This is a genomic window from Achromobacter sp. SIMBA_011 (assembly GCF_046535435.1).
GTDB classification, from domain to species: Bacteria; Pseudomonadota; Gammaproteobacteria; order Burkholderiales; family Burkholderiaceae_B; genus Achromobacter; species Achromobacter dolens.
Map to the genome: position 1 here is coordinate 789,649 of NZ_JAWRWN010000002.1, position 24,171 is coordinate 813,819.

General features: G+C 65.6%; 22 protein-coding genes. 13 read left to right on the forward strand and 9 right to left on the reverse strand.

The window, feature by feature from the left end; genetic code table 11:
- Positions 1-37 precede the first annotated feature (37 nt).
- Together SB816_RS10770 and SB816_RS10775 are read right to left on the reverse strand one after the other, a co-directional pair.
- Positions 38-835 (reverse strand): enoyl-CoA hydratase/isomerase family protein, encoded by a 798-nt coding sequence (locus SB816_RS10770; protein WP_020928199.1) that lies wholly within the window; start codon positions 833-835, stop codon positions 38-40.
- A gap of 35 nt (positions 836-870) precedes the next feature.
- The gene (locus SB816_RS10775; RefSeq protein ID WP_054429765.1) at positions 871-2,091 is read right to left on the reverse strand and encodes a CaiB/BaiF CoA transferase family protein; all 1,221 of its coding nucleotides are present in this window, start codon (positions 2,089-2,091) and stop codon (positions 871-873) included.
- A 182-nt stretch (positions 2,092-2,273) separates the two neighbouring features.
- Between SB816_RS10775 and SB816_RS10780 the strand changes: the two genes are divergently transcribed.
- From SB816_RS10780 to fhuE, 4 genes are all read left to right on the forward strand, one after another.
- The gene (locus SB816_RS10780) at positions 2,274-3,419 is read left to right on the forward strand and encodes an alpha-hydroxy acid oxidase (RefSeq protein WP_410546934.1); all 1,146 of its coding nucleotides are present in this window, start codon (positions 2,274-2,276) and stop codon (positions 3,417-3,419) included.
- A gap of 155 nt (positions 3,420-3,574) precedes the next feature.
- A complete protein-coding gene (locus SB816_RS10785; RefSeq protein ID WP_410546935.1) occupies positions 3,575-4,249 on the forward strand; it encodes a hypothetical protein in 675 nt (224 codons plus the stop codon).
- Positions 4,250-4,313: 64 nt separating this feature from the next.
- Positions 4,314-4,907, forward strand: coding sequence for a hypothetical protein (locus SB816_RS10790; protein WP_336235041.1), 594 nt, complete (start codon positions 4,314-4,316; stop codon positions 4,905-4,907).
- Between the two features lie 200 nt (positions 4,908-5,107).
- Entirely contained in the window at positions 5,108-7,303 is a 2,196-nt protein-coding gene (gene fhuE / locus SB816_RS10795) for a ferric-rhodotorulic acid/ferric-coprogen receptor FhuE (protein ID WP_410546936.1), read from the forward strand.
- 83 nt (positions 7,304-7,386) lie between these two features.
- On the opposite strand, the gene SB816_RS10800 is transcribed toward fhuE, so the two are convergent.
- The 4 genes from SB816_RS10800 to SB816_RS10815 form a co-directional block, all read right to left on the reverse strand.
- Positions 7,387-7,989, reverse strand: a complete 603-nt coding sequence (locus SB816_RS10800; RefSeq protein WP_054447826.1) for a hypothetical protein — start codon at positions 7,987-7,989, stop codon at positions 7,387-7,389.
- Between the two features lie 57 nt (positions 7,990-8,046).
- Entirely contained in the window at positions 8,047-8,490 is a 444-nt protein-coding gene (locus SB816_RS10805; protein ID WP_054514974.1) for a DUF695 domain-containing protein, read from the reverse strand.
- A 170-nt stretch (positions 8,491-8,660) separates the two neighbouring features.
- Positions 8,661-9,524: a prephenate dehydratase gene (locus SB816_RS10810; protein WP_410546937.1), complete on the reverse strand. Its 864-nt coding sequence runs from the start codon at positions 9,522-9,524 to the stop codon at positions 8,661-8,663.
- A 23-nt stretch (positions 9,525-9,547) separates the two neighbouring features.
- Positions 9,548-10,429 carry a LysR family transcriptional regulator gene (locus SB816_RS10815; RefSeq protein ID WP_054482633.1) on the reverse strand — a complete coding sequence of 294 codons (882 nt, stop codon included), beginning with the start codon at positions 10,427-10,429 and terminating at the stop codon, positions 9,548-9,550.
- Positions 10,430-10,514: 85 nt separating this feature from the next.
- Here SB816_RS10815 and SB816_RS10820 point away from each other — a divergent pair, with 85 nt between their 5' ends.
- The 6 genes from SB816_RS10820 (at position 10,515) to SB816_RS10845 (ending at position 16,270) form a co-directional block, all read left to right on the forward strand.
- Positions 10,515-11,360: an HpcH/HpaI aldolase/citrate lyase family protein gene (locus tag SB816_RS10820; protein ID WP_410546938.1), complete on the forward strand. Its 846-nt coding sequence runs from the start codon at positions 10,515-10,517 to the stop codon at positions 11,358-11,360.
- 34 nt (positions 11,361-11,394) lie between these two features.
- A complete protein-coding gene (locus SB816_RS10825) occupies positions 11,395-12,708 on the forward strand; it encodes a CaiB/BaiF CoA transferase family protein (protein WP_410546939.1) in 1,314 nt (437 codons plus the stop codon).
- Positions 12,709-12,759: 51 nt separating this feature from the next.
- Positions 12,760-13,758, forward strand: a complete 999-nt coding sequence (locus SB816_RS10830; protein WP_410546940.1) for a cyclase family protein — start codon at positions 12,760-12,762, stop codon at positions 13,756-13,758.
- A 70-nt stretch (positions 13,759-13,828) separates the two neighbouring features.
- Positions 13,829-14,815, forward strand: a complete 987-nt coding sequence (locus SB816_RS10835; protein ID WP_327762635.1) for a tripartite tricarboxylate transporter substrate binding protein — start codon at positions 13,829-13,831, stop codon at positions 14,813-14,815.
- A gap of 65 nt (positions 14,816-14,880) precedes the next feature.
- On the forward strand, positions 14,881-15,336 hold the full coding sequence (locus SB816_RS10840; protein WP_410546941.1) for a carboxymuconolactone decarboxylase family protein: 456 nt from the start codon (positions 14,881-14,883) through the stop codon (positions 15,334-15,336).
- Positions 15,337-15,553: 217 nt separating this feature from the next.
- The gene (locus SB816_RS10845; RefSeq protein ID WP_144419121.1) at positions 15,554-16,270 is read left to right on the forward strand and encodes a hypothetical protein; all 717 of its coding nucleotides are present in this window, start codon (positions 15,554-15,556) and stop codon (positions 16,268-16,270) included.
- 18 nt (positions 16,271-16,288) lie between these two features.
- Here SB816_RS10845 and SB816_RS10850 read toward each other — a convergent pair whose 3' ends face one another.
- Positions 16,289-16,687 (reverse strand): hypothetical protein, encoded by a 399-nt coding sequence (locus SB816_RS10850; RefSeq protein WP_144419122.1) that lies wholly within the window; start codon positions 16,685-16,687, stop codon positions 16,289-16,291.
- Positions 16,688-16,907: 220 nt separating this feature from the next.
- Here SB816_RS10850 and SB816_RS10855 point away from each other — a divergent pair, with 220 nt between their 5' ends.
- Positions 16,908-18,821, forward strand: a complete 1,914-nt coding sequence (locus tag SB816_RS10855; RefSeq protein WP_410546942.1) for a B12-binding domain-containing radical SAM protein — start codon at positions 16,908-16,910, stop codon at positions 18,819-18,821.
- On the opposite strand, the gene SB816_RS10860 is transcribed toward SB816_RS10855, so the two are convergent.
- Positions 18,757-19,800: a helix-turn-helix transcriptional regulator gene (locus SB816_RS10860; protein ID WP_410546943.1), complete on the reverse strand. Its 1,044-nt coding sequence runs from the start codon at positions 19,798-19,800 to the stop codon at positions 18,757-18,759. The two genes, SB816_RS10855 and SB816_RS10860, sit on opposite strands and share 65 nt — an antisense overlap.
- Before the next feature lie 226 nt (positions 19,801-20,026).
- Between SB816_RS10860 and SB816_RS10865 the strand changes: the two genes are divergently transcribed.
- Complete coding sequence (locus tag SB816_RS10865) at positions 20,027-22,144, forward strand: TonB-dependent siderophore receptor (protein WP_410546944.1); 2,118 nt, start codon at positions 20,027-20,029, stop codon at positions 22,142-22,144.
- A 92-nt stretch (positions 22,145-22,236) separates the two neighbouring features.
- On the opposite strand, the gene SB816_RS10870 is transcribed toward SB816_RS10865, so the two are convergent.
- The gene (locus tag SB816_RS10870) at positions 22,237-23,109 is read right to left on the reverse strand and encodes a leucine-rich repeat domain-containing protein (RefSeq protein WP_410546945.1); all 873 of its coding nucleotides are present in this window, start codon (positions 23,107-23,109) and stop codon (positions 22,237-22,239) included.
- 552 nt (positions 23,110-23,661) lie between these two features.
- Here SB816_RS10870 and SB816_RS10875 point away from each other — a divergent pair.
- Positions 23,662-24,117: a GIY-YIG nuclease family protein gene (locus tag SB816_RS10875; RefSeq protein WP_155755626.1), complete on the forward strand. Its 456-nt coding sequence runs from the start codon at positions 23,662-23,664 to the stop codon at positions 24,115-24,117.
- The last annotated feature ends 54 nt before the right edge of the window (positions 24,118-24,171 follow it).

The window sequence follows — 24,171 nt, forward strand, 5'->3', positions numbered from 1 at the left end:
GCCGCCGCAATAGCTGTTATGCGCGGGGCCCGTGCCGCTAACGGCCCTGGAACACCGGCGCGCGCTTTTCCAGGAAGGCGCGGCGCGCCTCCATGGCGTCCTCGGTCTTGGCGATGGCCGCCGTCATGTCCTGCTCGTAGCGATAGCCGTCGCGCAGGCTCATGTCCTCGATGGCGTTGAGCGTCTGTTTGGCCAGCATGGTCGCCAGCGGGCTCTTGGACGCCAGCTCGCGCGCCAGTTCCAGCGCGCGCGGCATCAGCGCGTCCGCCGGCAGCGCTTCCTCGACCACGCCGAGCCGGTACAGCTCGTTGCCGTCCACCCGCAGCCCGGTCAGCATCATGCGCCGCAGCCGCGAATGGCCGAACAGCCGCATGCCATGGCGGCCGCCGCCCAGCAGCCCAACGTTGATCTCGGGCAGGCCCACCACCGCGTCGGACGCCGCCAGCAGGATGTCGCACGAGGCCACGATCGCCAGCCCCGCGCCCAGCGCCGCGCCGTTGATGGCGCCCACCACCGGCTTGGCGCATTCGCGGATCGCATGGAAGCACTCGCGCGTGCGGCGCGAGTGCTGCGGCAGGTCCCCCGGCCCCTTGATGGTGGCGGCGCGGTTCTTCAGGTCGGCGCCGGCGCAGAAGGTCTTGCCCTGGCCCGACAGCACCACCGCCCGCACCTCGGGCGTCTCGGAAATGCGGTCCAGCACCCACGACAGCTCGTTCATCATCTCGGTGCTGAGCGCGTTGACGGGGGGATTGGCCAGCAGGATGGTGGCGACGCCGCCGTCGAGGCTGACGTCCAGCGCGGTGTAGGGCCCGGCCAGGTTTTCCGGCATGGTCATGGTGTGTCTCCTTGTGGTCCGGTCTGTGGGGCCGGTCAGATGATCTTGCGGTCGCGGTAGTCCTGGATCTGCGCCGCGCTCAGTCCCAGTTCGGCCAGCACCTCGTCGGTGTGCTGGCCCAGCAGCGCTGGCGCGCGGTCCACCCGCAGCGCCGATTGGCCAAAGCGCAGCGGGTTCATCACCTGCGGCACCTCGCCGGCGGCGGGATGGGGCAGGCGCCGCAGCATGCCGCGGTGCAGCACCTGCGGGTCCTCGAACACCTCGGGCACCGTGTTGATCGAGCCGGCCGGCACCCCGGCCCGCTTGAGCAGGTCCAGCCAGTGGGCGCGCGGCTCGCGGATGAAAATGGCGTCCAGCAGCGGATCGAGCGTGTCCAGGTTCTTCACGCGCTGGCTGTTGCTGACATAGCGCGGATCGCGCGCCAGGCCGGGCTGGCCCAGCGCCTCGCACAGGGTGGCGAACTGCGCGTCGTTGCCCACCACGATGACGATGTCGCCATCGGCGCAGGCAAAGGTGCGCTGCGGCTGGATATTCGGGTGCGCGGTGCCGGTGCGGCGCGGCACCCGTCCGCCCAGCAGGAAGTTCATGGCCTGGTTGGCCAGGAGGCCCACCTGCACGTCCAGCATGGCCACGTCGATGTACTCGCCTTGGCCGGTCTGCGCGCGCCGCAGCAGGGCGGCCACGATGCCCAGCGCCGCGTACACGCCGGTGGTCAGGTCGACGATCGGCACGCCCACCTTCTGCGGCCCGCCGCCCGGCCGGTCGTCGCGCTCGCCGGTCACGCTCATCAGCCCGCCCATGGCCTGGATCAGGAAGTCGTAGGCCGGCTCGGCCGCGCGCGGCCCGGTCTGGCCGAACCCCGTCACCGAGCAATACACCAGGCGCGGATTGATCGCCGACAGCGACGCATAGTCCAGCCCCAGCCGCGCCAGCGTGCCGACCTTGTAGTTCTCGAGCACCACGTCTGCGTCGCGGCACAACTGCTTGACCAGCGCCTGGCCCTCGGCCGTCTGCAGGTCCAGCGTGATCGAGCGCTTGCCCCGGTTGGTGGCCACGAAATAGGCGCCGTCCGCCGTGTCCTGGCCCTGCTCGTCCTTCAGGAAGGGCGGCCCCCAGGACCGGGTGTCGTCGCCCTGGCCGGGCCGCTCGACCTTGATGACATCGGCGCCCAGGTCGGCCAGGATCTGGCTGGCCCAGGGGCCGGCCAGCACGCGGCTCAGGTCGAGCACTTTCAGGTTTGATAACAGCGGCTGCAACGCCTTCTCCTTGACTGCTGTGAAGTGCGGCCAGTCTAGGATTTCCGCGCCGCGGCAGGCTCCACCCGGATGGCAAAGCTGTTATGCGTGATGGGACGCCGTCCCCGGTACAATTCGGCCCATCATGCCCGGGTCGCAAGGGGCATTCCGGTAGTCCGTGCAGCGTAGACAAAGGTCCCCCGATGCGCCTGAACCAGTGCCAGAATTTCCACGACTTCCGCCGCATGGCGCGCCAGCGGCTGCCCGGCCCGATCTTCAACTACATCGACGGCGCCGCCGACGATGAGACCACCTACCGCCGCAACACCGAGGCCTTCGAGGCCTGCGACCTGGTGCCCGACGTGCTGCGCGGCGTGGCGGATGTGGACATGTCCGTCACCGTCATGGGCCAGAAGCTGGCCATGCCGGTCTATTGCTCGCCCACCGCGCTGCAACGCCTGTTCCACCACGACGGCGAACGCGCCGTGGCCGCCGCCGCCGGCAAGTTCGGCACCATGTTCGGGGTGTCGTCGCTGGGCACCGTCAGCCTGGAAGAGGCGCGCCGGATCAGCGGCGGCCCGCAGGTCTACCAGTTCTACTTCCACAAGGACCGCGGCCTGAACCGCGACATGATGGCGCGCGCCAAGGCCGCCGGCGTGCAGGTCATGATGCTGACCGTCGACAGCATCACCGGCGGCAACCGCGAGCGCGACAAGCGCACCGGCTTTGCCATCCCGTTCCGCCTGAACCTGGCCGGCATCGCCCAGTTCGCCATCAAGCCCGCCTGGGCCATCAACTACGCCACCCACGAACGCTTCCGCCTGCCGCAGCTCGACGGCCACGTCGACATGGGCGGCGGCGCCATGTCCATCAGCCGCTATTTCACCGAGATGCTCGATCCCGCCATGACCTGGGACGATGTCGCCGCCATGGTGCGCGAGTGGGGCGGCCAGTTCTGCCTGAAGGGCATCATGTCGGTCGAGGACGCCCAACGCGCCGTCGACATCGGCTGCACCGGCATCGTCCTGTCCAACCACGGCGGCCGCCAGCTCGACGGCTCGCGCAGCGCCTTCGACCAGCTCGCCGAGATCGTCGACGCCGTCGGCGACCGCATTGACGTGATGATGGACGGCGGCGTGCAGCGTGGCACGCACGTGCTCAAGGCGCTGGCGTTGGGCGCCAAGGCCGTGGGGCTGGGCCGCTACTACCTGTTCCCGCTGGCCGCCGCCGGACGGCCCGGCGTGGAACGGGCGCTGGAACAGATGCGCGTGGAGATCGAGCGCGCGATGAAGCTGATGGGCTGCCGGACGGTGGCGGAGCTGCAGCGCCGGCACCTGCGGTTCCGCTGAAGCGGCCGCTGGCGGCGGGTTTGATACAGTCGCGGAACTGCCCGATAAACAGAACCCCCCCGCCGGTGGACCGCCGCTCGTCAGTTGGATAGCGATCCGGCTTGCGGAATGTCGGGGACCGCCCGGACCCGGATCGTCGACGCTTTGGAGTCTTCATGCACATTCGTCCCCGTCTGACCGCTTCGATCGCCGCGCTGACGCTGGCGCTGCTGGCCGCGCCGCCGGTCATCGCCGCCCCTGTCCAACCCGAAGCCCCCGCGGGCGCGACCGCGTGCGCCTTCAGCGCCTGGGCCAACTACGACAAGCCGTCGATCACCGTGCGCGACGCGCCGTCCGCCAGCGCCAAGGCCCTGGGCCAGATCCCCGCCAGGCCCGCCGCCGGCGAGCCGGAGTATTCCTACAGCGTCACCTTCGACGTGAAGGAAGCGAAGGACGGCTGGCTCAGGATCGCCAACGCCAGCGACGCTTACAACGAGGATGAATATCCGGAGCGTGCGCCGCGCAAGCTCTACAAGGGCGAAGGCTGGATCCGCGCCGACGATGCGCGGGTCGGCATCCAGTCCGCGCGCGGCTATGCCAGGCCCGACGCCGCCAGCCAGCGGTTGGTGGACCTGGGCAGCGACTGGCTGACCGAAATGGGCAAGATCCAGGGCATCCGCGCCTGCCACGAGGACTGGGTGCTGCTGGATTACCTGGTGGACCGCAAGCGCTCGCCGCAGGACGAGATCGTCGAGCGCGCCAAGGGCGAACGACTGGCGGGGCGGGCGTGGTTCCGGGGACTGTGCGACGTGCAGGAAACGACCTGCGACATGAAATCGGTGGATCGGTGAGGGCAGGGTTCATGCCGGTGGTCCTGGCGCGGGTATCCATTGCGCAACCGGAACAGGGCGACCCGTGGCCGGCTCCAAGATGATTCAACAGTGCTTATTCATGACTTCAGCGGATGAGGCTGAATTCGCTGGCGCGCTCATGAAAGCCCGCCCCTCGATCCGGTTCATCAACATGCAGGAGCAGCCGGACGTCGAGCGGCCGGGATACAGGACTCGAATCGATGCGTGTGAAGGGGTTCATGTAACGATCGTGGATTCCTCCATCATCTCCGAAGCGGATTTTCACAATCGCTACGTGAAACGTCATCCCTCGGGAAAGGGCTGGATCTACGCGCTGGTCGGGTCAGGGCTGGTCAGCCTTTTGAGGTCAAGAACCGCGGATTTTCTCCCGGATTCCCTTCTCAACGGCGAGCTGCGGGCATCAATTCCGGCGGGTGACGAGAATACCGAGGCATTCGTGGCGATCGTGCTGCGCGAGGCAAAGGCGCGCGCGGAGAAGTTGGTATCCATCGACGCGGCCACCGGTCAGCGCGGAACCAGGGTCGACCGAAAATTCATTGCATGGCCGGACGCGGCACGCAGATTCGACGGCGTGAACGGGGCATACCTGGCCAATGGCGCACACGCATTATTTGTTCCGACAGGTGTTGGGAAGTAGTTCCCGCCAAGCCAGGCCCGACGCGGCCAGGACAGCGGCACCATAGCCCGGACGCGCGCGTGCCACGCGTCGAAAGCCCCTGCAAGGCCTGGCCAAATCGGGGCAATCCCTATTGTGCATATTCGCAACACAAATGCACATGATAAGAGTTCGCATTACACTTGCTTGCCAATTATTCACCAACCCTGCAAGGAAGCGTCATGCAAGACCCGCGGCCCGCCAGCCTGATTTTCCCCATTTGTCCACGCCTCGCCCTGCGGCGCACCACCAGCCTGGTGCTGATGGCGCTGGCCAGCGGCACAGCGCTGGCGCAGGAGTCGGGCGTCGCCACCTTGCCCGCCGTGCAGGTCCAGGCCGACGGCGATCCCACCACCACCGAGGGCACGGGCTCCTACACCCCACGCGCCACGGCGGCCAGCACCGGTCTGCCGCTGACGCTGCGCGAAACCCCGCAATCGGTCACCGTCGTCACGCGCCAGCGCATCGAAGACCAGGACATGCGCTCGCTGACCGACATCCTGGGCAACACGCCCGGCATCTCGGTGCAGAACTACGACAGCGAACGCTACACCTTCAGCTCGCGCGGCTTCGCCATCAGCAATTATCTGTACGACGGCGTGCCCACCAGTTTCGAGACCGGCTATTCGGCGGGCGAATCATCCATCGACCCCATCATCTACGATCGCGTCGAAGTCGTGCGTGGCGCAACGGGCCTGCTGACCGGCACCGGCAACCCGTCCGCGTCCGTCAACCTGGTGCGCAAGCACGCCACCAGCCGCGAATTCACCGCCGACCTGAGCGTCAGCGCCGGCACCTGGGACACCTACCGTGCCACCGCCGACCTGTCCTCGCCGCTGAACGCCAGCGGCAGCGTGCGCGGCCGCATCGTCTCGGCCTACCAGGACAACCACTCGTACCTGGATGGCTACCAGAACCGCAAGAAGGTCTTCTATGGCGTGGTGGACGCCGACCTGACCGCCCGCACCACCTTGAGCGTCGGCTTCAACTATCAGGACAACGACCCGCAACGCAGCAGTTGGGGCGGTTTCCCGCTGTGGTACGCCGACGGCGGCCGCACCGACTGGAAACGCTCGCTCAACACCGGCGCCGACTGGACCAAGTGGGCCAGCACCACCGAAGGCGCCTTTGCCAGCCTGGAGCACCGCTTCGACAACGGCTGGCGCGTGCAGGCCGTCGGTTCGCACTCCAAGCACGAAATGGACGGCAAGCTGCTCTACCTGACCGGCTGGCCCGACCGCGTCACCGGCCTGGGCATGGGCGCCTCGGCCCAGCGCTACTACGGCGACCGCAAGCAGAACAGCCTGGACCTCAAGGCTTCCGGCCCATTCTCATTGTTCGGCCGCCAGCACGAAGCGGTGGTCGGCGCCAGCTTCACCCGCCAATACGCCGATTTCCGCAACCGTGGCGCGGTCTCGCCGGCGCCCATCGGCAATTTCCTGGACTGGGACGGCTCGTATCCCGAACCGCAGTGGAGCGACACCTCCACCCTGGCCAGCCGCTACACCACCAAGCAGGCCGGTTGGTACGGCGCCCTGCGCTTCAGCCTGGCCGACCCGCTCAAGCTGATCGTCGGCGGCCGCTACAGCACGTGGAAGACCGATGCGGTAGGGTGGGGCGGCAGCAGCCGGCAGGCGTTCGACAAGGACGCCTTCGTGCCGTACGCCGGCCTGCTGTACGACATCAACGAGAACTACACGGCGTACGTCAGCTATACCGGGATCTTCAACCCGCAGGACAAGCAGGACCGCAACGGCAACTGGCTCGATCCGCTGGAGGGCAAGGCCTACGAGGCTGGCATCAAGGGTGAATTCCTCGAAGGCCGCCTGAATGCCTCGGCGGCGGTATTCCAGATCAACCAGGACAATCTGGCGCAGGACGACGTCGGCTATCTGGTGCCCGGCACGCTCAACCAGGCCTCGCGCGCCGCCAATGGCACGCGCAGCCGGGGCTTCGACCTGGAAGTGTCGGGGGAAGTCTCGCCCGGTTGGAACGTGGCGGCGGGATGGTCGCACTGGACCGCGCGCGACGGCGACGGCAGCCCCATCCAGACCGACCAGCCGCGCAGCCTGGTGCGCTTGTTCACCACCTACCGATTGCCGGGCGATTGGAACCGGTTGACGGTGGGCGGCGGCGTCAACTGGCAGAGCCACGTCTACACGATCGCCAACGGCCCCAGTGGCGAGGAGCGCGTGGGGCAGGGCAGCTATGCGCTGGTCAACCTGATGGCGCGCTACCGGTTCGACAAGAGCCTGTCGGCGCAGTTGAATATCAACAACCTGATGGACCGCAAGTACTACTCGCAGATCGGCTTCTACAGCCAGGGCGCGTGGGCGGCGGGGCGTAGCGCGACGTTGACGATGCGGTATCAGTATTGAGCGCGAGCCCGGCCGGTTCGGCCGGGCTGACTCATCGTCCTGGAGACGGCGTCCGTCATGCCTATCGCGGGCGCCGGGCCCGGTCAGAAGCTCGGCTTGCGGCTGTTCGACTGGTTGATGAACTCGATCCGCGCGTTGGTCCAGGCCGGGTCATACAACTGCACGCTGACGCCGCTGTATTTCAGCACCGCTTGCGTCATGTCGGTCGAGCAACCCATGCCGGGATTGGTGCTGGGCTTCTGGCACCACTCCAGGTTCAACTGGTTGGGAAAGTTCGACTGCTTGCCGTATTTCTGCACCACGGCCTGCGCCATGGCGTCCTTGTTGGCCGGCGTCCACGGCATTTCGTAGCTGACCTGGGACACCGCCAGCGGCCGCTGCTTGTCGACCGGCACGCGCGGCTCGAAATGCACCACCAGCCGAACGCCATCTTTTTCGTAGCTGAAATTCTGCGGCTGCTTGGTATTGGTGACGGGGTTCAGCGTCGGGTAACCCGCCTTGATCTGATGCTTGCCCACGCCGAAATTCTTCGCCGCGGCGGCGACCGCTTCGTCGTAGTCCATGCCCGTCTTGACGCCGGCGATGTCGAAACTCCGGGCATCGACCGAGCGCGGCGGCTCGGCATTCGCGGGGGCGGCAACCACGGCGGTGATGGCGGAGATCAGGAGTGCGGCTTTGAACTTCAAAATAATATCCTCTGCAAGTGGCGACCGGCCTGATCGATGGCGCGGCCGGTTGGCCTTTCAGTGAAGCTGGTCGGAGCCTTCCGGCTGTAGTTCCGCCAGGCCATTCCAATCGGGATCCTTGTACGTGCCCAGTCGGATGGGATAGACCGGATGCCCCGCCAGGCAGGCATTGAACGCATCCAGGAACGCTTCGACGTCGTGCGTGTAGAAACGCCATTCCTTCTGGTGATTGCCGGTCAGGCAGGCCACCTGCACGCCGATGTCGGAGTCGTCGAAAGCCTGTTCGATGGCTTCTTCGAAGCGGTTGGTGCTTTGCTTGTCTTCTTCATTGGGCATGCCGTTTTCGATGCCCGTGTACGGCCAGGAAATGATGACCAGGTTCTCATTGACCTGGCGTGTGGGCACCGGCGGCAGGCCGGTGCGCAAGCGGACCACGACCAACAGATCGTTGATGCGGGCTTCGCCCACGGACCAGAGGTCGCCTGGAAAAATACGGCTCATTGAACGGGATCCCGGGTTGCTGGCCGGGCCCGCGGGCCCGGCGCTTCTTATTGCCCGGCAACGTTGCGCGCACGCACTGCCGAGGGAAGGTCCGCATTATCAAGGGCGGATTTGCGTATGTCCCCAATAAAGTGCAACCGGATCTTTCGCCAGGTCGGCGAACGCGGGGATCACTGGCGGGGATAAGAGCCCAGCAGCCGTATCTCCGGATGGGCCGCCAGCATGGACGCCAGCGGCTCCTGCCGGGCGTGGCCGGCCACCTCGATCACGTAGCGATGCGTGTCCAGCGTCTTCCTGCTGGGCCGCTCGTAGATCGTCAGCACCGGCACCTTGGCATCGACCAGCGCCGCCAACGTGTCGTTGAACCTGTCGTCGGATGTGTCGACCAGCAGCGAGGTCTTGTCGCGCCCGGTCGGCGCTGGCATCGCGCGGCCCAGCACCCACCAGCGGGTCACGTTGTGCGGCCCTTGCTCGATGCCGTCCACCAGCGATACCAGCGAATAGACCGACGCGCCGACCTTGGGGCCGAACGACGCCTTGTCATGGCCCGGGCTGTCGGCCACCGTCTTGGCGGCGGCGCCGCCGCTGGCGGCCTCGGTGCGCTTGACCCTGGGCATCTCGCGGTCGACCCACGGCTTGACCTCCTCGAACGCCACCGGGTGCGCCAGCACCTCCGTGACGTCCGCCAGTTTGGTGCCCGGCTTGGCCAGCAGGCTGTAGCCCAGCATCTTCGGATACTCGGCCACGATCATCACGTCCGGCAGCTCCAGCACGGCATCCAGGTACGGCGTCACGCCCACCACCGACGTGGTCACGGGCACGCAGGCGCGTTCGATCTTGCCGGACTGGTAGCCCTTGAACAGGTCGTCGCGCGTCAGCGGCACCAGGTCAGCGGGGCCGAACAGATCCAGGCAGGCCTGGTGCGTCCACGAACCCGCCGGCCCCAGGTAGCCGATCTGGCCGGCCACGCTGGCGGCCAGCGGCAGTGCGAACATCGAGCAGCCGACGAGCGTCGACAGAATGGTCTTCTTCATGCTTTCCCCTTGTAGCGCGCGGGTCAGGCGCCCGCGTTGGCATACTCTACAACGGCAATGTCGCGAAAGGCGCGGATCAGCGCCAGCCGTGGCGACCCGCGCGACCAGATCAGGCCGAAGCGGCGCGGCTCGCAGGGCTCGGGCAGCGGCAGGGCCAGCAGGCCGAGCCGTTCGATTGCGCCGTTGGTGGAACGCGGCAGGATCGCCACCCCCAGGTCGCGGCTGACCATCACCGCGATGGATTCGATGGCGTTCAGCTCGAAGCGCTCGCGCGGCGTGATGCCGACGCGCCGCAGGTAATCGTCGATGTGCTGGCCGCCCCAGTCGCTGCGCTGGTAGCGGATGAAGGGTTCGGCCGTCAGCAGGCTGTGCGGGTGCCGACCGGCATGGCGCGGCGCCGCCGCCAGCACGTAGGGTTCTTCGCGCAGCAACTGCCAGCCCAGGCTCTTGGACAGCGGGTAGGGCGCTTGCAGTGCGATGGCGGCGTCCAGTTCGCCGCTTTCGATGGCGGGGTAGAAGCGCGCCGAGTGGCCCGGCTGGATTTCGACGTTGATGAGCGGATGGCGCCGCACCAGGTGTTCCAGGATGGCCGGCACCATCGAATTGAGCGCCGTATTGCCGGCCCCGAGCCGCAGCTCGCCCATTATTTCGTCGGAACGGGCCAGGTAGCGGATCTTCTCGATCCGTTCCAGCACCTCGCGCATCGGCCCGATCAGTTCGGTGGCCTTGGCGGTCAGGTGCACGGTGCGGCCGGCGCGCGCCACCAGCGCCACGCCCAGCTCCTGTTCCAGTTTGCGGATCTGCTGCGCCACCGCGCCGTGGGTCAGCCCCAGGCGGCGGGCGGCCTCGGCCATGGAGCCATGGCGCGCCACGGCGGCCAGCGTGTGCAGGAAGTCGGTGTTCATGATGATAGATATTCTATCGTCTTATCGTAATTTGGCTGTCCCCGATCGCACGTCTCCAGCGCCACAATGCGGCCAGGAGACATCAATGAGAAGCAAGCTTTTCGTTCCCGCCTCGCGTCCGGAACTGTTCGACAAGGCCCTGGCCAGCGCGGCCGACGCGCTGTCCTTCGACCTGGAGGACGCGGTCGCGCCGACCCGCAAGCAGGAAGCCCGCGCCGCCTTGGCGGCCTGGCTGGCCGCGCCCGCGTTCGCCGCCGTCCATGAGCAACATCCCAAGAAAATTATCGTCCGCGTCAACGCCGCCGACACGCCCGACTTTGCCGCCGACCTGGCCGCGCTGCGCGGCCTGCCCATCGACGTGCTGAACCTGCCCAAGGTCGAAAGCGCCGCCGCGCTGCGCGCCGCGATCGACGAGGCCATGGACGCCGGCTTCGCCGGTGAATTCCTGGTCACCGTCGAAACCCCGCTCGCGCTGGCCGACGCCGCGCAACTGGCGGCGGCCCATCCGCGCGTCGCCGGCCTGCAACTGGGCCTGGCCGACCTGTTCGAGCCGCTCGGCATCGAGCGTTACCAGCCCGACACGCTGCGCGCGGTGATGCTGTCCCTGCGCCTGGCCGCCGGCTGCGCTGGCAAGTACGCCATGGACGCGGCCTACGCCCGCGTGCGCGATGCCGAGGGCTTTCGGGCCGAGGCGCAACTGGCGCGCTCGCTCGGGTTCCTGGGCAAGTCGTGCGTGCATCCCAGCCAGATCGCCATCGCCAACGAAGTGTTCGGCTTCAGCGCGGACGAGATCGCCCAGGCCGAGCGCATCGTGTCCGCGAGCCGCGAGCATGACGGCGTCGGCGCCTTCGTGCTCGACGGCAAGATGATCGACGCCCCCTTCGTGCGGCGCGCCCAGGACGTGCTGCTGGCCGCCGGCCGAGCCGCCTGACGCGGCCGCGCTACCGATTTTGAGTGAATCCGCAATGCAACAAGCATCCCCCGCCGACCTGCCGCTGGCCGGCATCAAGGTCCTGGACCTGAGCGCCTACATCGCCGGCCCCTATGGCTGCGCCCTCTTGGGCGACATGGGCGCCGACGTCATCAAGGTCGAGCCGCCCGAAGGCGACAACCTGCGCAAGTACCCGTCGACGCTGGCCAGCGAAAGCCGCGCCTTCCTGGGCATCAACCGCAACAAGCGCGGCCTGTGCCTGAACCTGAAGGAAGCCGCCGGCCACGAGATCCTGCTGCGCCTGGTGCGCGAGGCCGACGTGCTGGTCCACAACTTCCGGCCGGGCGTGCCCGAGCGCCTGCGTATCGACTTCGCCACGCTGTCGGCGGTCAACCCGCGCCTGGTCTATTGCGCCATGACCGGTTATGGCGCGGTCGGCCCGATGGCGCGCCACGCCGGCTACGACCAGGTGCTGCAATCGATGACCGGCATGTGCGCCGCCCAGGCCAAGGCCGACGGTCCGCCCGAAGTGCTGTACGGCTCGGTGGTCGACTACTACGGCGCCGCGCTGATTTCCAACAGCGTGGCGGCGGCCCTCTACCGCCGCGAGAGGACCGGCCGTGGCCAGGCGATCGAGGTCTCGCTGCTGGGCAGCGCGCTGGCGATGCAGTCGGCCCGCCTGGTCTGGGCCGATGGCGAACCGCGCCATATCGAGCGCGACATGCGCTCGGGCGGCATCACCGGCATCCATCCCACCCGCGACGGCTACCTGTACCTGTCGGCCAACACGCCGCACTTCTGGCGCGCGCTGTGCGGCCATCTGGACCTGCCGGAGCTGGCCGAACACCCCGACTACGACTCCGTCAAAAAGCGCGCCGCCCAGGCCGCCGTGCTGGTGCCCCTGGTGCGCCAGGCGCTGGCGCGCGCCTCGGCGCGCGAATGGGCCGAGCGCTTTGGCCAGAGCGTGCCTTGCGCCGAAGTGCGCCCGGTCGAGGACATGTTCGATCATCCCCAGGTCGAGGCCATGGGGCTCATGCGGCCGTACCACAACCCGCAGGCCGGCGACTACCTGGGCCTGGCGCAATGGGCCCACTTCGGCGGCGCCGCGCAAGCGCCTGCCGATGAGTCGGGGGAGGGGCGCGGCGAATCTGGAGCAGGGCGCGGTGAGTCCGAGGCGGCGCGCGACGAGTCCGAGGCAGGGCGCGGCGAGTCCCGAGCAGGGCGCGGCGAGTCCCGAGCAGGGCGCGGCGCGCCCGGTCTGGGCGAACACAGCGAAAAAATTCTGTCCACCCTGGGATACACCGCGTCCGAAATTGCCCAATTACGGCAATCCTCGGTGGTGCAATAGCCGCCACAACGATCATAAGACTCGTCCGAGACAGAACGAGGAGACAAAAAAATGCTTCCACGCTACCAGCAGCGTCCCGACGGCTCCAACTGGGGCGACTTCGGCGACGACGACCAGCTCGGCACCCTGAACCACCTGGGCCGCCAGGCGCGCCTGGCCGCCGTCGCGGAAATCCGCGAAGGCCTGTCGTTTTCCCTGAGCCTGCCGCTGACGGTGCCGCGCGCGCCCGTGCTCAACCCACGGCGCAAGGGCCCCGTGATCCAGCCCGCCGAAAAGAACGGCGTGCCGGTGTACCGCTATCCGCTGGCGCGCGACGTGCCGGGCGCCACCGACGTCGTCAGCGACGACCGCGTCACGCTGTCGCCGCAGTACTCCACCCAATGGGACGCCCTGGGCCACGTCGGCGCGATGTATGACGCCCACGGCACCGGCCAGCCGCAGCCGACCGGCTACAACGGTTTTACCGTCAGCGAACCGCGCGCCGACGGCTTCACCGGCACCCAGGACCTGTCCATCGCGCCCATGGCGCGGCACGGCATCCAGGGGCGCGGCGTCATGGTCGACCTGCGCGCCCGCTTCGGCGACGCGCATCGCAAGGTCTCGTACCAGGACCTGATGGATGTGATGCACGCCGACGGCGTGCGGGTGCGCCCCGGCGACATCCTGTGCCTGCATACCGGCCTGGCCGACCTCGCGCTCACGCTGGGCGATGACGAGCAGGACCGGCTCAAGACCAGTTGCTGCGTGCTGGACGGCGCCGACGCGCAATTGCTGGCCTGGATCAAGGACAGCCGCATTGCCGCCATCGCCGCCGACAACCACGCGGTGGAATTGCGCAACCATCACCTGGAGAGCGGCAGCGGGCCGCTCTTGCCGCTACACGAACAATGCCTGTTCAAGCTGGGTTTGCCGCTGGGCGAACTCTGGCACCTGACCCCGCTGGCGCACTGGTTGCGCCAGCACGACCGCCACGCCTTCTTCCTGACCGCCGCACCGATGTACGTGCCCGGCCTGGTGGGCGCGCCAGTCAACCCCATCGCGACCGTCTGACCTCGGACGGACCGCGCCACGATCCTTGATCGATTCAACATCCCCTGCAGGGGAGACGTGAGGAGCACACATGAAGAAAACCCGTCACGCGGCCCTGGCCGCACTGCGCCCCGTGGCCGCCGCATTGGCCCTGGCCGGCACCCTGGGCGCGGCCCACGCCGCCGGCTACCCCGACCAGCCCATCACCGTGGTGGTGCCGTACTCGGCCGGCGGCGGCGCCGACAACGCCGCGCGCATCATCGCCCAGGGCATGGGTGAAGTCGCCGGCCAGAGCGTCGTCATCGAAAACAAGGGCGGCGCCAGCGGCTCCATCGGCGCCGCCTACGTGGCCCGCGCCAAACCAGATGGCTACACCGTGCTGTACGACGCCTCCGCGTTCTCAATCAACCCCGTGCTGCGCAAGCTGCCCTACGACGCCAAGAAGGACTTCATTCCCGTCTCGCAGGCCGTCAGCGTGCCCAACATCCTGGTCGCCGCCACCGGCTCGGCCTTCAACAGCCTGCCCGACTTCATCAAGGCCGCGCGCGCCAACCCCGGCCGCTACACCTACGCCTCGTACGGTCCGGGCAGCCTGGCGCAGATGGCCGCCGAACTGCTCAAGAAGGATGCCAAGATCGACATCGTGCACGTGCCGTACAAGGGCGGCGCGCCCGCCATCGTCGACGTCATGGGCGGGCAGGTCGACGTGTACTTCGCCAACGCCGCGTCCAGCCTGAACTACGTCAGCACCGGCAAGCTCAAGGCGCTGGCCGTGTCGTCGGCCGCGCGCATGCCCGACCTGCCCAACGTGCCCACCGTCAGCGAAGGCGGCGTCAATGCCTTCGACGTCGTCGAATGGAACGGCTTCTTCCTGCCGGCCGGCGCCGATCCGCAGGTCGTCGCCAAGCTGCAGGACCTGGTGCAGAAGGCGCTGGCCCGCCCCGAAACCCGCGACAAGCTCGCCAAGCTCGGTCTGACCCCGGTCGGCAGCAGCGCCGCGGACTTCTCCAAGTTCGTCGACGCCGAACAGGTCCGCTGGGCCGAGGTCGTGAAAACCAATAACATCACCGTGAACTGATCGGCCGGGGCGGGCAGCGCCGTTGCCCGCCCCGCCGACGCAAGCACCCAAGGGGAGATGCCGCAATGAGCCGGGAAGACGATTTCGAGCGCGGCCTGGCCAACCGCCGCGCCGTGCTGGGAGAAGAATGGGTGCAGCGCTCGCTGGACCGCGCCACCACCTTCACCGCCGACTACCAGAACCTGATCACCCGCTACGCCTGGCACGACATCTGGAGCCGCCCGGGCCTGCCGCACAAGACGCGGCGGATGATGGTGCTGGCGGTGACCTTGTCCTTAGGGCGGTGGGAGGAATTCGAGCTGCACGTGCGAGCCGCGCTGACGGCGAAGGACGAGTCGCGGCTGAGTCCGGATGAATTGAAGGAAGTGCTGCTGCAGAACGCGATCTACGCGGGCGTGCCGGCGGCCAATACCGCGTTCAATCTGGCGCATGGGATTCTGCGCGAGGTGGCGGGGGAAATTGGGTATGTGTTGGAGCCGGCGGATGCGCGGGGGGCGGATTTGTTTGGTGGGGGAAATTGAGGTTTTAGGCGCGAATGGCGAACAGATACCGTTATCTGCCTGATAATGGGAATTCCATAGCGCTTAGATGTTGGCAGTGTAAGATTGCTCGCTTTCCTAATAATGCAAGGTTATGCAGCTCCCTACGCTTACGGAAGAACAAGTCGGCAAGTTCCGATGGATATGCGAACGCTTTGGGCACGATATCCGACTGCCGCCAGCGGATCATTGGAAAACGATGTCCGATACCGATATTTGGATCCGCGTCGTAAGCCAGGTTGTCGTGGTGGGAAAATCCGATCCCGCCAAGCGGCTTTCCGAGGCCGCCATCCGGGAAAAATTGAACTACGAACGTCTATGTGCCATGCCCGAAGCCCAGGTGGCAATGGTGCTTGGCGAAGTGTTGCGTGAAATAGGTGCGCGCTACGTGTCCGACGTTAATCCGGAGCTTTCGCCAAAGGTCCTTGCCCTGATAAAGAACTTCGCCTTTCTTAAGGCGTACAAAGGCGGGCCGAGCGGTTTCATACGCTACGTGGTGGCGCTGAAAACGTCAGAGGAACGCTGGCAATATGTTGCGAAGTCTCTGGCCTATGTCAAGAACAAGGGAGCGCGTGACTTTCTTACATCCGGCTTTGGTCTGGCCACTGATCGCATTGCATTGGATAGCCGGGTCATGGGAGTGGTGAACAGAATCGTTCCTGAACTTCCAACAAAGGTACCTGCAACCTCATATGCCGCCGTCGAGACTCTTCTCGCGCAGGATGTATGCAAACCGCTTGGCATCACCCCTGCATTTTTGGATCAACTCCTGTTCAAAAATTATGGCTCGATTCTCGAAGGGCTTGGGTCGTCGATGGGTGACGCAGATCTGACTCGCGTGAGTACCGAATCCCTACTGCTGCAGTATCGTCAAATACAGCATGAATTGAAACGACGGGAAGTCCTGTACGAATAGCGAGAGAGTTAGGGTGCGTCAATCGAGGGTATCGCACCCGCAATCGAGCCGGGCAATATCAAATTCGACGTGTCCGGTCTCGGGTGTTTCTCCGAATTCGATCAAGAATCCCATCGTTTCAACCAAGCCTTCAGATGCCTTGGCTACGCGCCCGCGGCCTCGATAGGCGTAATGTCCGGTACGCTCCAGTTGTTCCGCCGACGCGGCGTCTTTCTCACCCTGAGGCCAGTCAACTCCGTAGGCGCCGCCGACTTCACCATCCATTGCAGACAGGCGATTCATGACGACGTCACCGGCCTTGACGGAGCAGGGCCAGCAGAAAACGGTGACTTCCCCTTGGTCGCTGCGAAGCGTGACCGAGGCGGCATCGTCGTCTGGTGCGTATCTTTCTACTGATACAACGGTGAGTGGTTTCATATCTCGGCTGCTCGCCTCTGTTTCCAATGCAGGATCATAAATCGCTGTCTTTATGTCGTTCCCGGTTCCGCACGAAACACTCCTTGTGGTCGAGGGAGGAATGGGGAAGCCGGTTGCCCACGTTATGCCCCTTGATTTCCCGTGTTACGCCGATGAGAACTCGCCGATAACTATAATCCCCCCTCGATCCCCGCTTTGACGGCATTTCCCGCCGTGTCTCATGTCCGCCACGCCCCTTCGCGTGCTGTCCGTCATCCCGCCGATGACGCAGCTCAATACGCCATACCCGTCCACCGCCTACCTGACCGGCTTCCTGCGCTCCCGCGGCGTCACGGCCACGCAGGAAGACCTGGCGTTGGCGCTGGTCTTGCGCCTGCTGTCGCCCGACGGCCTGCGCGCCGTGGCGGCCAAGGTGGATGCGTTGCCGCTGGACAAGCACACCCCCGCGATCCAGGCCTTCATCGCCATGCAGCCGCGCTACCTGGCCACCATCGGCCCGGTGATCGCCTTCCTGCAAGGGCGCGACTCGACACTGGCGCACCGCGTCGTCGGCCGTAACTTCCTGCCCGAGGGCCCGCGCTTCGCTTCGCTGGACGTGTACGTCGACGACGAGGGCGGCGATCCGCTGGGCTGGGCCTTCGGCGCCCTGGGCCTGCAGGACCGCGCCAAGCACCTGGCCACGCTGTATCTGAACGACCTGGCCGACGTGCTGCGCGACGCCATCGATCCGCGTTTTGAATTCGTGCGCTACGCCGAATCGCTGGCCGGCAGCCAGCCGACCTTCGACCCGTTGGCCGAAGCGCTGGCCGCGCCGCTGAACCTGGTCGACGACACCCTGCGCGACCTGACCCTGGAAGCGTTGGCGCGTCACCAGCCCACCATGGTGCTGCTGTCGGTGCCGTTCCCGGGCGCCGTCTACGCCGCCTTCCGCATCGCCCAGGCCATCAAGGCGCAAGACCCCAGGATCATCACCGTGCTGGGCGGCGGCTTCGTCAACACCGAACTGCGCGAACTGAAAGACCCGCGCGTCTTCGACTATTTCGACTTCGTCAGCCTCGACGCCGGCGAGCGCCCCTTGCTGGCGCTGATGGAACACGTGCAAGGCAAGCGCTCGCGCCAGCGCCTGGTGCGCACCTTCCTGCGCGACGCCGACAGCGGCGCGGTGCGCTACGTCAACCTGATCGAGCCCGACGTCGCCTTCGCCGAGGTCGGCACGCCCACCTGGGACGGCCTGCCGCTGGACCGCTACCTGTCGCTGCTGGACATGCTCAACCCCATGCACCGCCTGTGGAGCGACGGCCGCTGGAACAAGCTGACCGTGGCCCACGGCTGCTACTGGAAGAAGTGCAGCTTCTGTGATGTCAGCCTGGATTACATCGGCCGCTACGAAGGCGCCTCGGCCACGGTGCTGGCCGACCGAATCGAGGCCATCGTGGAGGAAACCGGGCAGACCGGCTTTCACTTCGTCGACGAGGCCGCGCCGCCCAAGTCCCTCAAGGCCCTGGCCACCGAGCTGATCGCGCGCAACGCCGGCATCTCGTGGTGGGGCAACATCCGCTTCGAGAAGACCTTCACCCCCGAACTGTGCGAACTACTGGCAGACAGCGGCTGCATCGCCGTCTCGGGCGGCCTGGAGGTCGCCTCGGACCGCCTGCTGAACCTGATGAAGAAGGGCGTGTCGGTCGACCAGGTGGCGCGCGTCACGCGCGCCTTCAGCGACGCCGGCGTCCTGGTGCACGCCTACCTGATGTACGGCTTTCCCACGCAGACCGTGCAGGATACGGTCGATGCGCTGGAATACGTGCGCCAGTTGTTCGAGAACGGCTGTATCCAGAGCGGGTTCTTCCACCGCTTCGCCTGTACGGTGCATTCCCCGGTGGGGTTGAATCCCGAGGAATACGGCGTGACGCTGCGGCCGCTGCCGGACGTGACGTTCGCCAAGAACGATATCGGCTTCGACGACCCGACCGGGGTGGATCACGACGCGCTGGGACGGGCGTTGAAGAAGGCAATCTATAACTACATGCACGGGATCGGGCTGGACGAGGACGTGCGCACGTGGTTTCCGTTCAAGGTGCCGAAGACGACGGTGGGGCGGCATCGGATTGCCAAGGCGTTGAGCCAGCGGGGGTGAGCGACAGGCCGCGCTTGTATTCCCCGGGCCCCACGCCAAACTCCTTCCGGAATGCCGCCGCGAAGTGGCTGGGATTCGAGTACCCCATATCGAACGCCACCTCCATCACCGTCACCTTGCCCGCTTGCAGTCGCTGCTGCGCCTCACGCATCCGTGCCTGCTGGAACAAGCCATAGACGCTGTGCCCGAACAACTCGCGGAATCCGCGCTTGATGCGCATGGCGCTCAAGCCCGTTTCCGCGGCCATCTGCGCCAGCGTGGGCGGATGGGCGAGGTCGGCCAGCAGATAGTCGCGCGCCGCCATCAGGCGTTGCCGTTGCGGCGCGGCGGCATTGGCGCGGCGAGTGTCCGCATGGCCGGCCTCGAGAAACAGCCCCGTCAGCATCATGGCCTGCGCTTCGCGGATCAGCCGCGCGCCAGGGGTGTCGCAGGCAGGCGTGCGCAGGTGCTTCAACTCGCGGCTGATGGCGAACGCGGCTTGATGCAGCTTTTCGCCGCGGTAGCCGGTGCGAAAGCAACTGCCGGAGTCCAGTGAGCGCCGCAGCGCCGCGTCCTCTTCGTCCTCGATCCACGTGCGCAGCACGTCCGGCCGCAGCGCAACGGTCAGGCTCTCGCACACCCCATGTTGGGCAAAGTGTCCACGGCGGTCTGGCGTGTAGTACAAGCAGCCCGACGTTTCCCTGATGGCCTCGCCCTGTCCGGCGACGCCGCCTTCCAGCCAGCAATCGGTCTCGCCGCGCAATTGGTACGACAGCAATACGCGGTTGCCGTCGTCACGCGTGTGCACGGTGAACGGCTGCTCGAATGCGCTTTGCCAATGGCACAGCTCGATGCCCTCCGCCACTTCCGCGTACACCAACCGATGTCGTTGTCCTGACAGGTAGTGCGCCAGGAAGTCCGTGTCGAACATCGAGGACGTGGGCACATCGGGCAGGGAGGAAATGGCGCCGTGGCGCGGCGCGTCGGGATGGGTCTTCATGAAGCGATGCCGGGGGACCCGTTTCGGGGGTGACGACCCGATCCGGGTAGTTAAAGGAATGAGACGCAATATTAAATGGAGCGGCTTCCAAGCAATACCCATACATCGCGCCGGCGACACGCGCCGGGTCTCGGGATGCATGCCATCAAACAAACGGACCACGCTCATGATCTTCCAATCCCGCGCCAGATGCGCATCGCCCCGGGTTCTTACCGTCGGATTTCATTTGCTGCTGCTGGCCTGGACCCAGCCCGGCGCGGCGCAGGCGGCCGCAGCGGCCACGGCGGGGGACGCGCGCACCTTGCCGTCCGTCGAGGTCGTCGGCATCCCGCAGGACGACGGCGTGGTGCCGCGTCGCTCCAGTTCCGCCACGCGCACCGACACACCCCTGATCGAGACGCCGCAGTCCCTCTCGGTGATCACCCGCGAACAGATGGACGCGCGCAACGTGCGCTCGGTCAACGAGGCCTTCCGCTACGCGCCCGGCGTCGCCACAGAATCCTGGGGCGCCGTCACCGCCTATGACGACATGAGTATCCGCGGCTTCAGCACGGGCAACGGCCCCGTCGACACCTTCCTGGACGGCATGCGCCTGAACCGCGGCGTCGTCTTCGGCGGCCAGCAGGTCGATCCTTTCCTGCTCGAACGCATGGAAGTGCTGCGCGGCCCCGCCTCGGTGCTGTACGGCACCTCCACGCCCGGCGGCGTCATTGCGCTGACCAGCAAGCTGCCGCGCGAAGACGCCGTGCGCCTCATTGAGCTTGAGGGCGGCACCAGCCGCTACCGTCGCGGGTCGTTCGACCTGGGCGGCAAGGCCGATGAACGCGGCACGCTGCTGTTCCGGGTCGTCGGCACCGCCATGAACAGCGATGGCCAACTGGACGGCACCTGGCTGCGCCGCCGCGCGGTCGCGCCCTCGCTGACCTGGCAACCCAGCGCTGCCACCCGCTTGACGCTGTACGCGCGCTACCAGGACGATCCCGGCCTGGGCATGATCTCGTCGGTGCCCGGCATCGGCAGCGTACTGCCCAATCCCCATGGCCAACTGCCGCCCCGCTTCAACGTGGGCGAGCCGGGCTACGACACGTTCGCGCGCACCATCCGCGCCGTGGGCTACCAGTTCGACCAGAAGCTGGCGGGCGACTGGTCGATGAGCCTGAACGGCCGCTACACCCGCGTCGACAGCGACTATGACGCCGTGGTCCTGGCCGCCTTGCAACCGGACCTGCGCACCATCGACCGCCAGGTGCTCGGTTCCACCGAGCGCTACGACAGCTTCACCCTGGACAACCAGTTGAAAGGCCGCTTCGCCACCGGCGCCGCGCGCCACGAACTGCTGGCCGGCCTGGTGTGGGAGCAGATGCGCGGCGACGGCGACTACCGCACGACCTACAACGGCACCAAGCTGGACCTCTACAACCCCGTCTACGGCGCGCCGCAGCCCGTCCCGCCCACGGTCATGGACAAGGGCATGCGCTCGACGCTGACCGGCCTTTACGTGCAGGACCAGGTCGCGCTGGGCAACTGGCACACCACCGTCGGCGTGCGCCAGGACTGGTCGACCATCGATTCCACCGACAGGCTCTGGCACAGCGGCTTCACCCAGAAGGACCAGGCAACCACCGTGCGCGTCGGCACGCTGTATCGCTTCGGCAATGGCCTGGCGCCGTATGCCACCTACGCGCAGTCCTTCGAGCCCGTGAACAGCCTGTCCGCCAGCGGCGAGCCGTTCAAACCGACCCGGGGCGAACTGTTCGAAACCGGCCTCAAGTACCAGCCGGAGAACTGGGACGCCCTGTTCTCCGCGGCCATCTACCACCTGAGCCAGACCAACGTGCTGAGCGCCGACCCCGCCAACCCGCGCCTATCCGTGCAGTCGGGCGAAGTCCGCTCGCGCGGGCTGGAACTGGAAGCGCATGCGCGGCTGTCGCCGCAGTGGAGCGTGATCGCGGCCTATACTTGGCAGAACGTCGAATACACCAAGGGCAATGCCAACGAAGTAGGCAGGACGCCGTCGCGCGTGCCGACGCGCTTTGGCGGCGTCTGGCTGGCGTGGGATGCGCCGTCCGGCCTGGGCGCGGCGCTCGGGGTGAGGCATAACGGCGGAAGTTGGGGCGGATACAAGACGCTGCAGGACTTCCGCGTGCCGGGATACACCTTGGTGGATGCGCAACTGCATTACGACCTGGGGCGGCAGGTGCCCAGCTTGAAGGGGACGAAGGTGCAGTTGAATGTGTCGAACTTGACGGACAAGCGGTATAGCGGGGGATGCTATGACCTGGATAACGGCTGCTTCGCGGGGGCGGGGAGGGTGGTCAGTTTGAAGGTGGGGTATCAGTGGTGAGGCGGGTGGATTGATGGCGGGGCGGGCGCGTCGGTGGACGGCCCGCATCCCCGGCTATCGAAGCCCAGACGCCGGGGAATGCGCTCATGCAGCTATGTCGTTGCCGCGATGTTGGAATGCCGTAGTTTGGCTCGCAGCTTGGCTTCCAATTCACCCAGGCCGATATTGCCGCAGCCCACCAGGGTCAGGTCTTGCAGGGCGGGTAGCGCCTCCAGGGTATTGATATCCGTGATCCGCTTGCAATATTGGATATTCAATTGCTCCAACGCCAGCAGGGCGGCAATCGGGCCAATGGTTTCCAACAGGCCTTGGTTCTTGAGCCGCAATGAACGCAGTCCGGAAAGCTGTTCGATTCCCGCCAGCGTTTTCAACGAGCGTCCCGCCATCAGGCCCAGCGATAACAGGGGCAACGCCGCGATGCGGTGAAACAGCGATTCATCGAACGGCACGTTGAATAGATTCAGCTCCAGAAGCGGCAGCCGCAAGGCCTGATCGAGCAGTTTTCCCGCCTTGTCCGGCAACATCGACAGCGACTTCAGCGCCGGAAAATCCTCCGCCTTGAACCGCATCGGAACGTTGACCTCCAGCGACTCCAACTGCGGCATCGGCCCCGCCGACCAGGTATATGACCCTGGGCAATCGAAAATCGACAGATGCCGCAGGCTGGCCGGCAGCATCTCGGCGCGCAGGTTCTTGACCACCGAGGCCTGGATATTGCCAGGGCCAATGGACAGATGGGTCAGGGATGGTAGCCGCGCGATCAATGCCGGCAATTCCTCTACCGGGTCCAGGGGCGGCGCCCACAGATGGACATATTCGATTGCCGCTAGCGTCGCCGTACTCGGCGGCGCATCGTAGAAAAGGACTTGATCCGAGCCAAGCGCCTGCGCGGCCTGCCGGCTGTGCATCAACAGCCATCGCTTGTCGCGGCCGGGTTGATGGGACGAAAACGGGGCTAGGGACATGGGGTTCCGTAAGAATAGTGTCTCGGGGCAGCACGAATATCGCCGATAGCCTGAGGTGTGTCTTGGAAGGGTAGAGCAATAAAGCAAAAAGAGCCTTGGCCAAGCGCACTTGATCACCCGAAGTATGCGTGAGATGACTATGAAGTCGGGTGTGTTGCGTGCCTTACTGGGGCAGCCTGTTGTAGGAAGTCACGCGTAGAGCTGGCCCAATGGGCTGGACGCTGGGGGGCGGAATTTCCTGATGCAGGCGACGGAGATCTGTCGAGTGGAAGAACCAGGGGGCATAACGAAGTAGACAGCCTGGAAAATTTAACAATAGTTGAAAATAGATTTCAAAGTACTATGTCGCGGTTCCGTGCAATTTTTCGCTTTTCTAGGGGGGCGAACCCCCCGGGGCGCGTGTACTGCACTTGATCTTTTTGATTGCGGATTGCCAAACGGGTGTGATTATGCGCGATCTTTCGAGGGTGGATTTTGTGTGATAGTTAATAGAATGTAATGTCTGTGTTAGTCGATCGTTCTGGTCGTTTTTAAAGTGAGAGGTTCCGATAAGTGATTAATCCGAGTCTATTCTGGCATGAACCTCAGTTTTTACGTTCCTATCCCTATGTTCCAGATCTGGATGTTGTGCCAAAAAAAGGTGGTGTGTATATCTACTATAGAGTGTATGGTGGTTTAAGTGACGTTTTCTATGTGGGCCGCGCGTTGAACCTTAGACAGCGAATTAAGGGGCAGATGAATAACTTGAAACTTATGAATGGGATAAAGGCTGCCGCGAAAGGGAAAAGATATTTGGCATACGCTGAAATTGTCCTCAGGCCCGGGCAGACAAAGAGCGCCGCCGTTAACGCTGCAGAAAAGCTCCTGATTCGTCATTTTGTTGATGATGGTCATAATCTGATGAACATTCAAGGTGTAAAAATTAAACTCCAGACGCTTGAAAACCAGCGACCGACCGCGCTCAAATCTGTTGTACCAATCCGCACCCAGATAGTGGCGCAACGTTGATTTTTTTGCCTGCAATGGCCCCCAGGGAACTTGGGGTTATTAATCTAATTAATA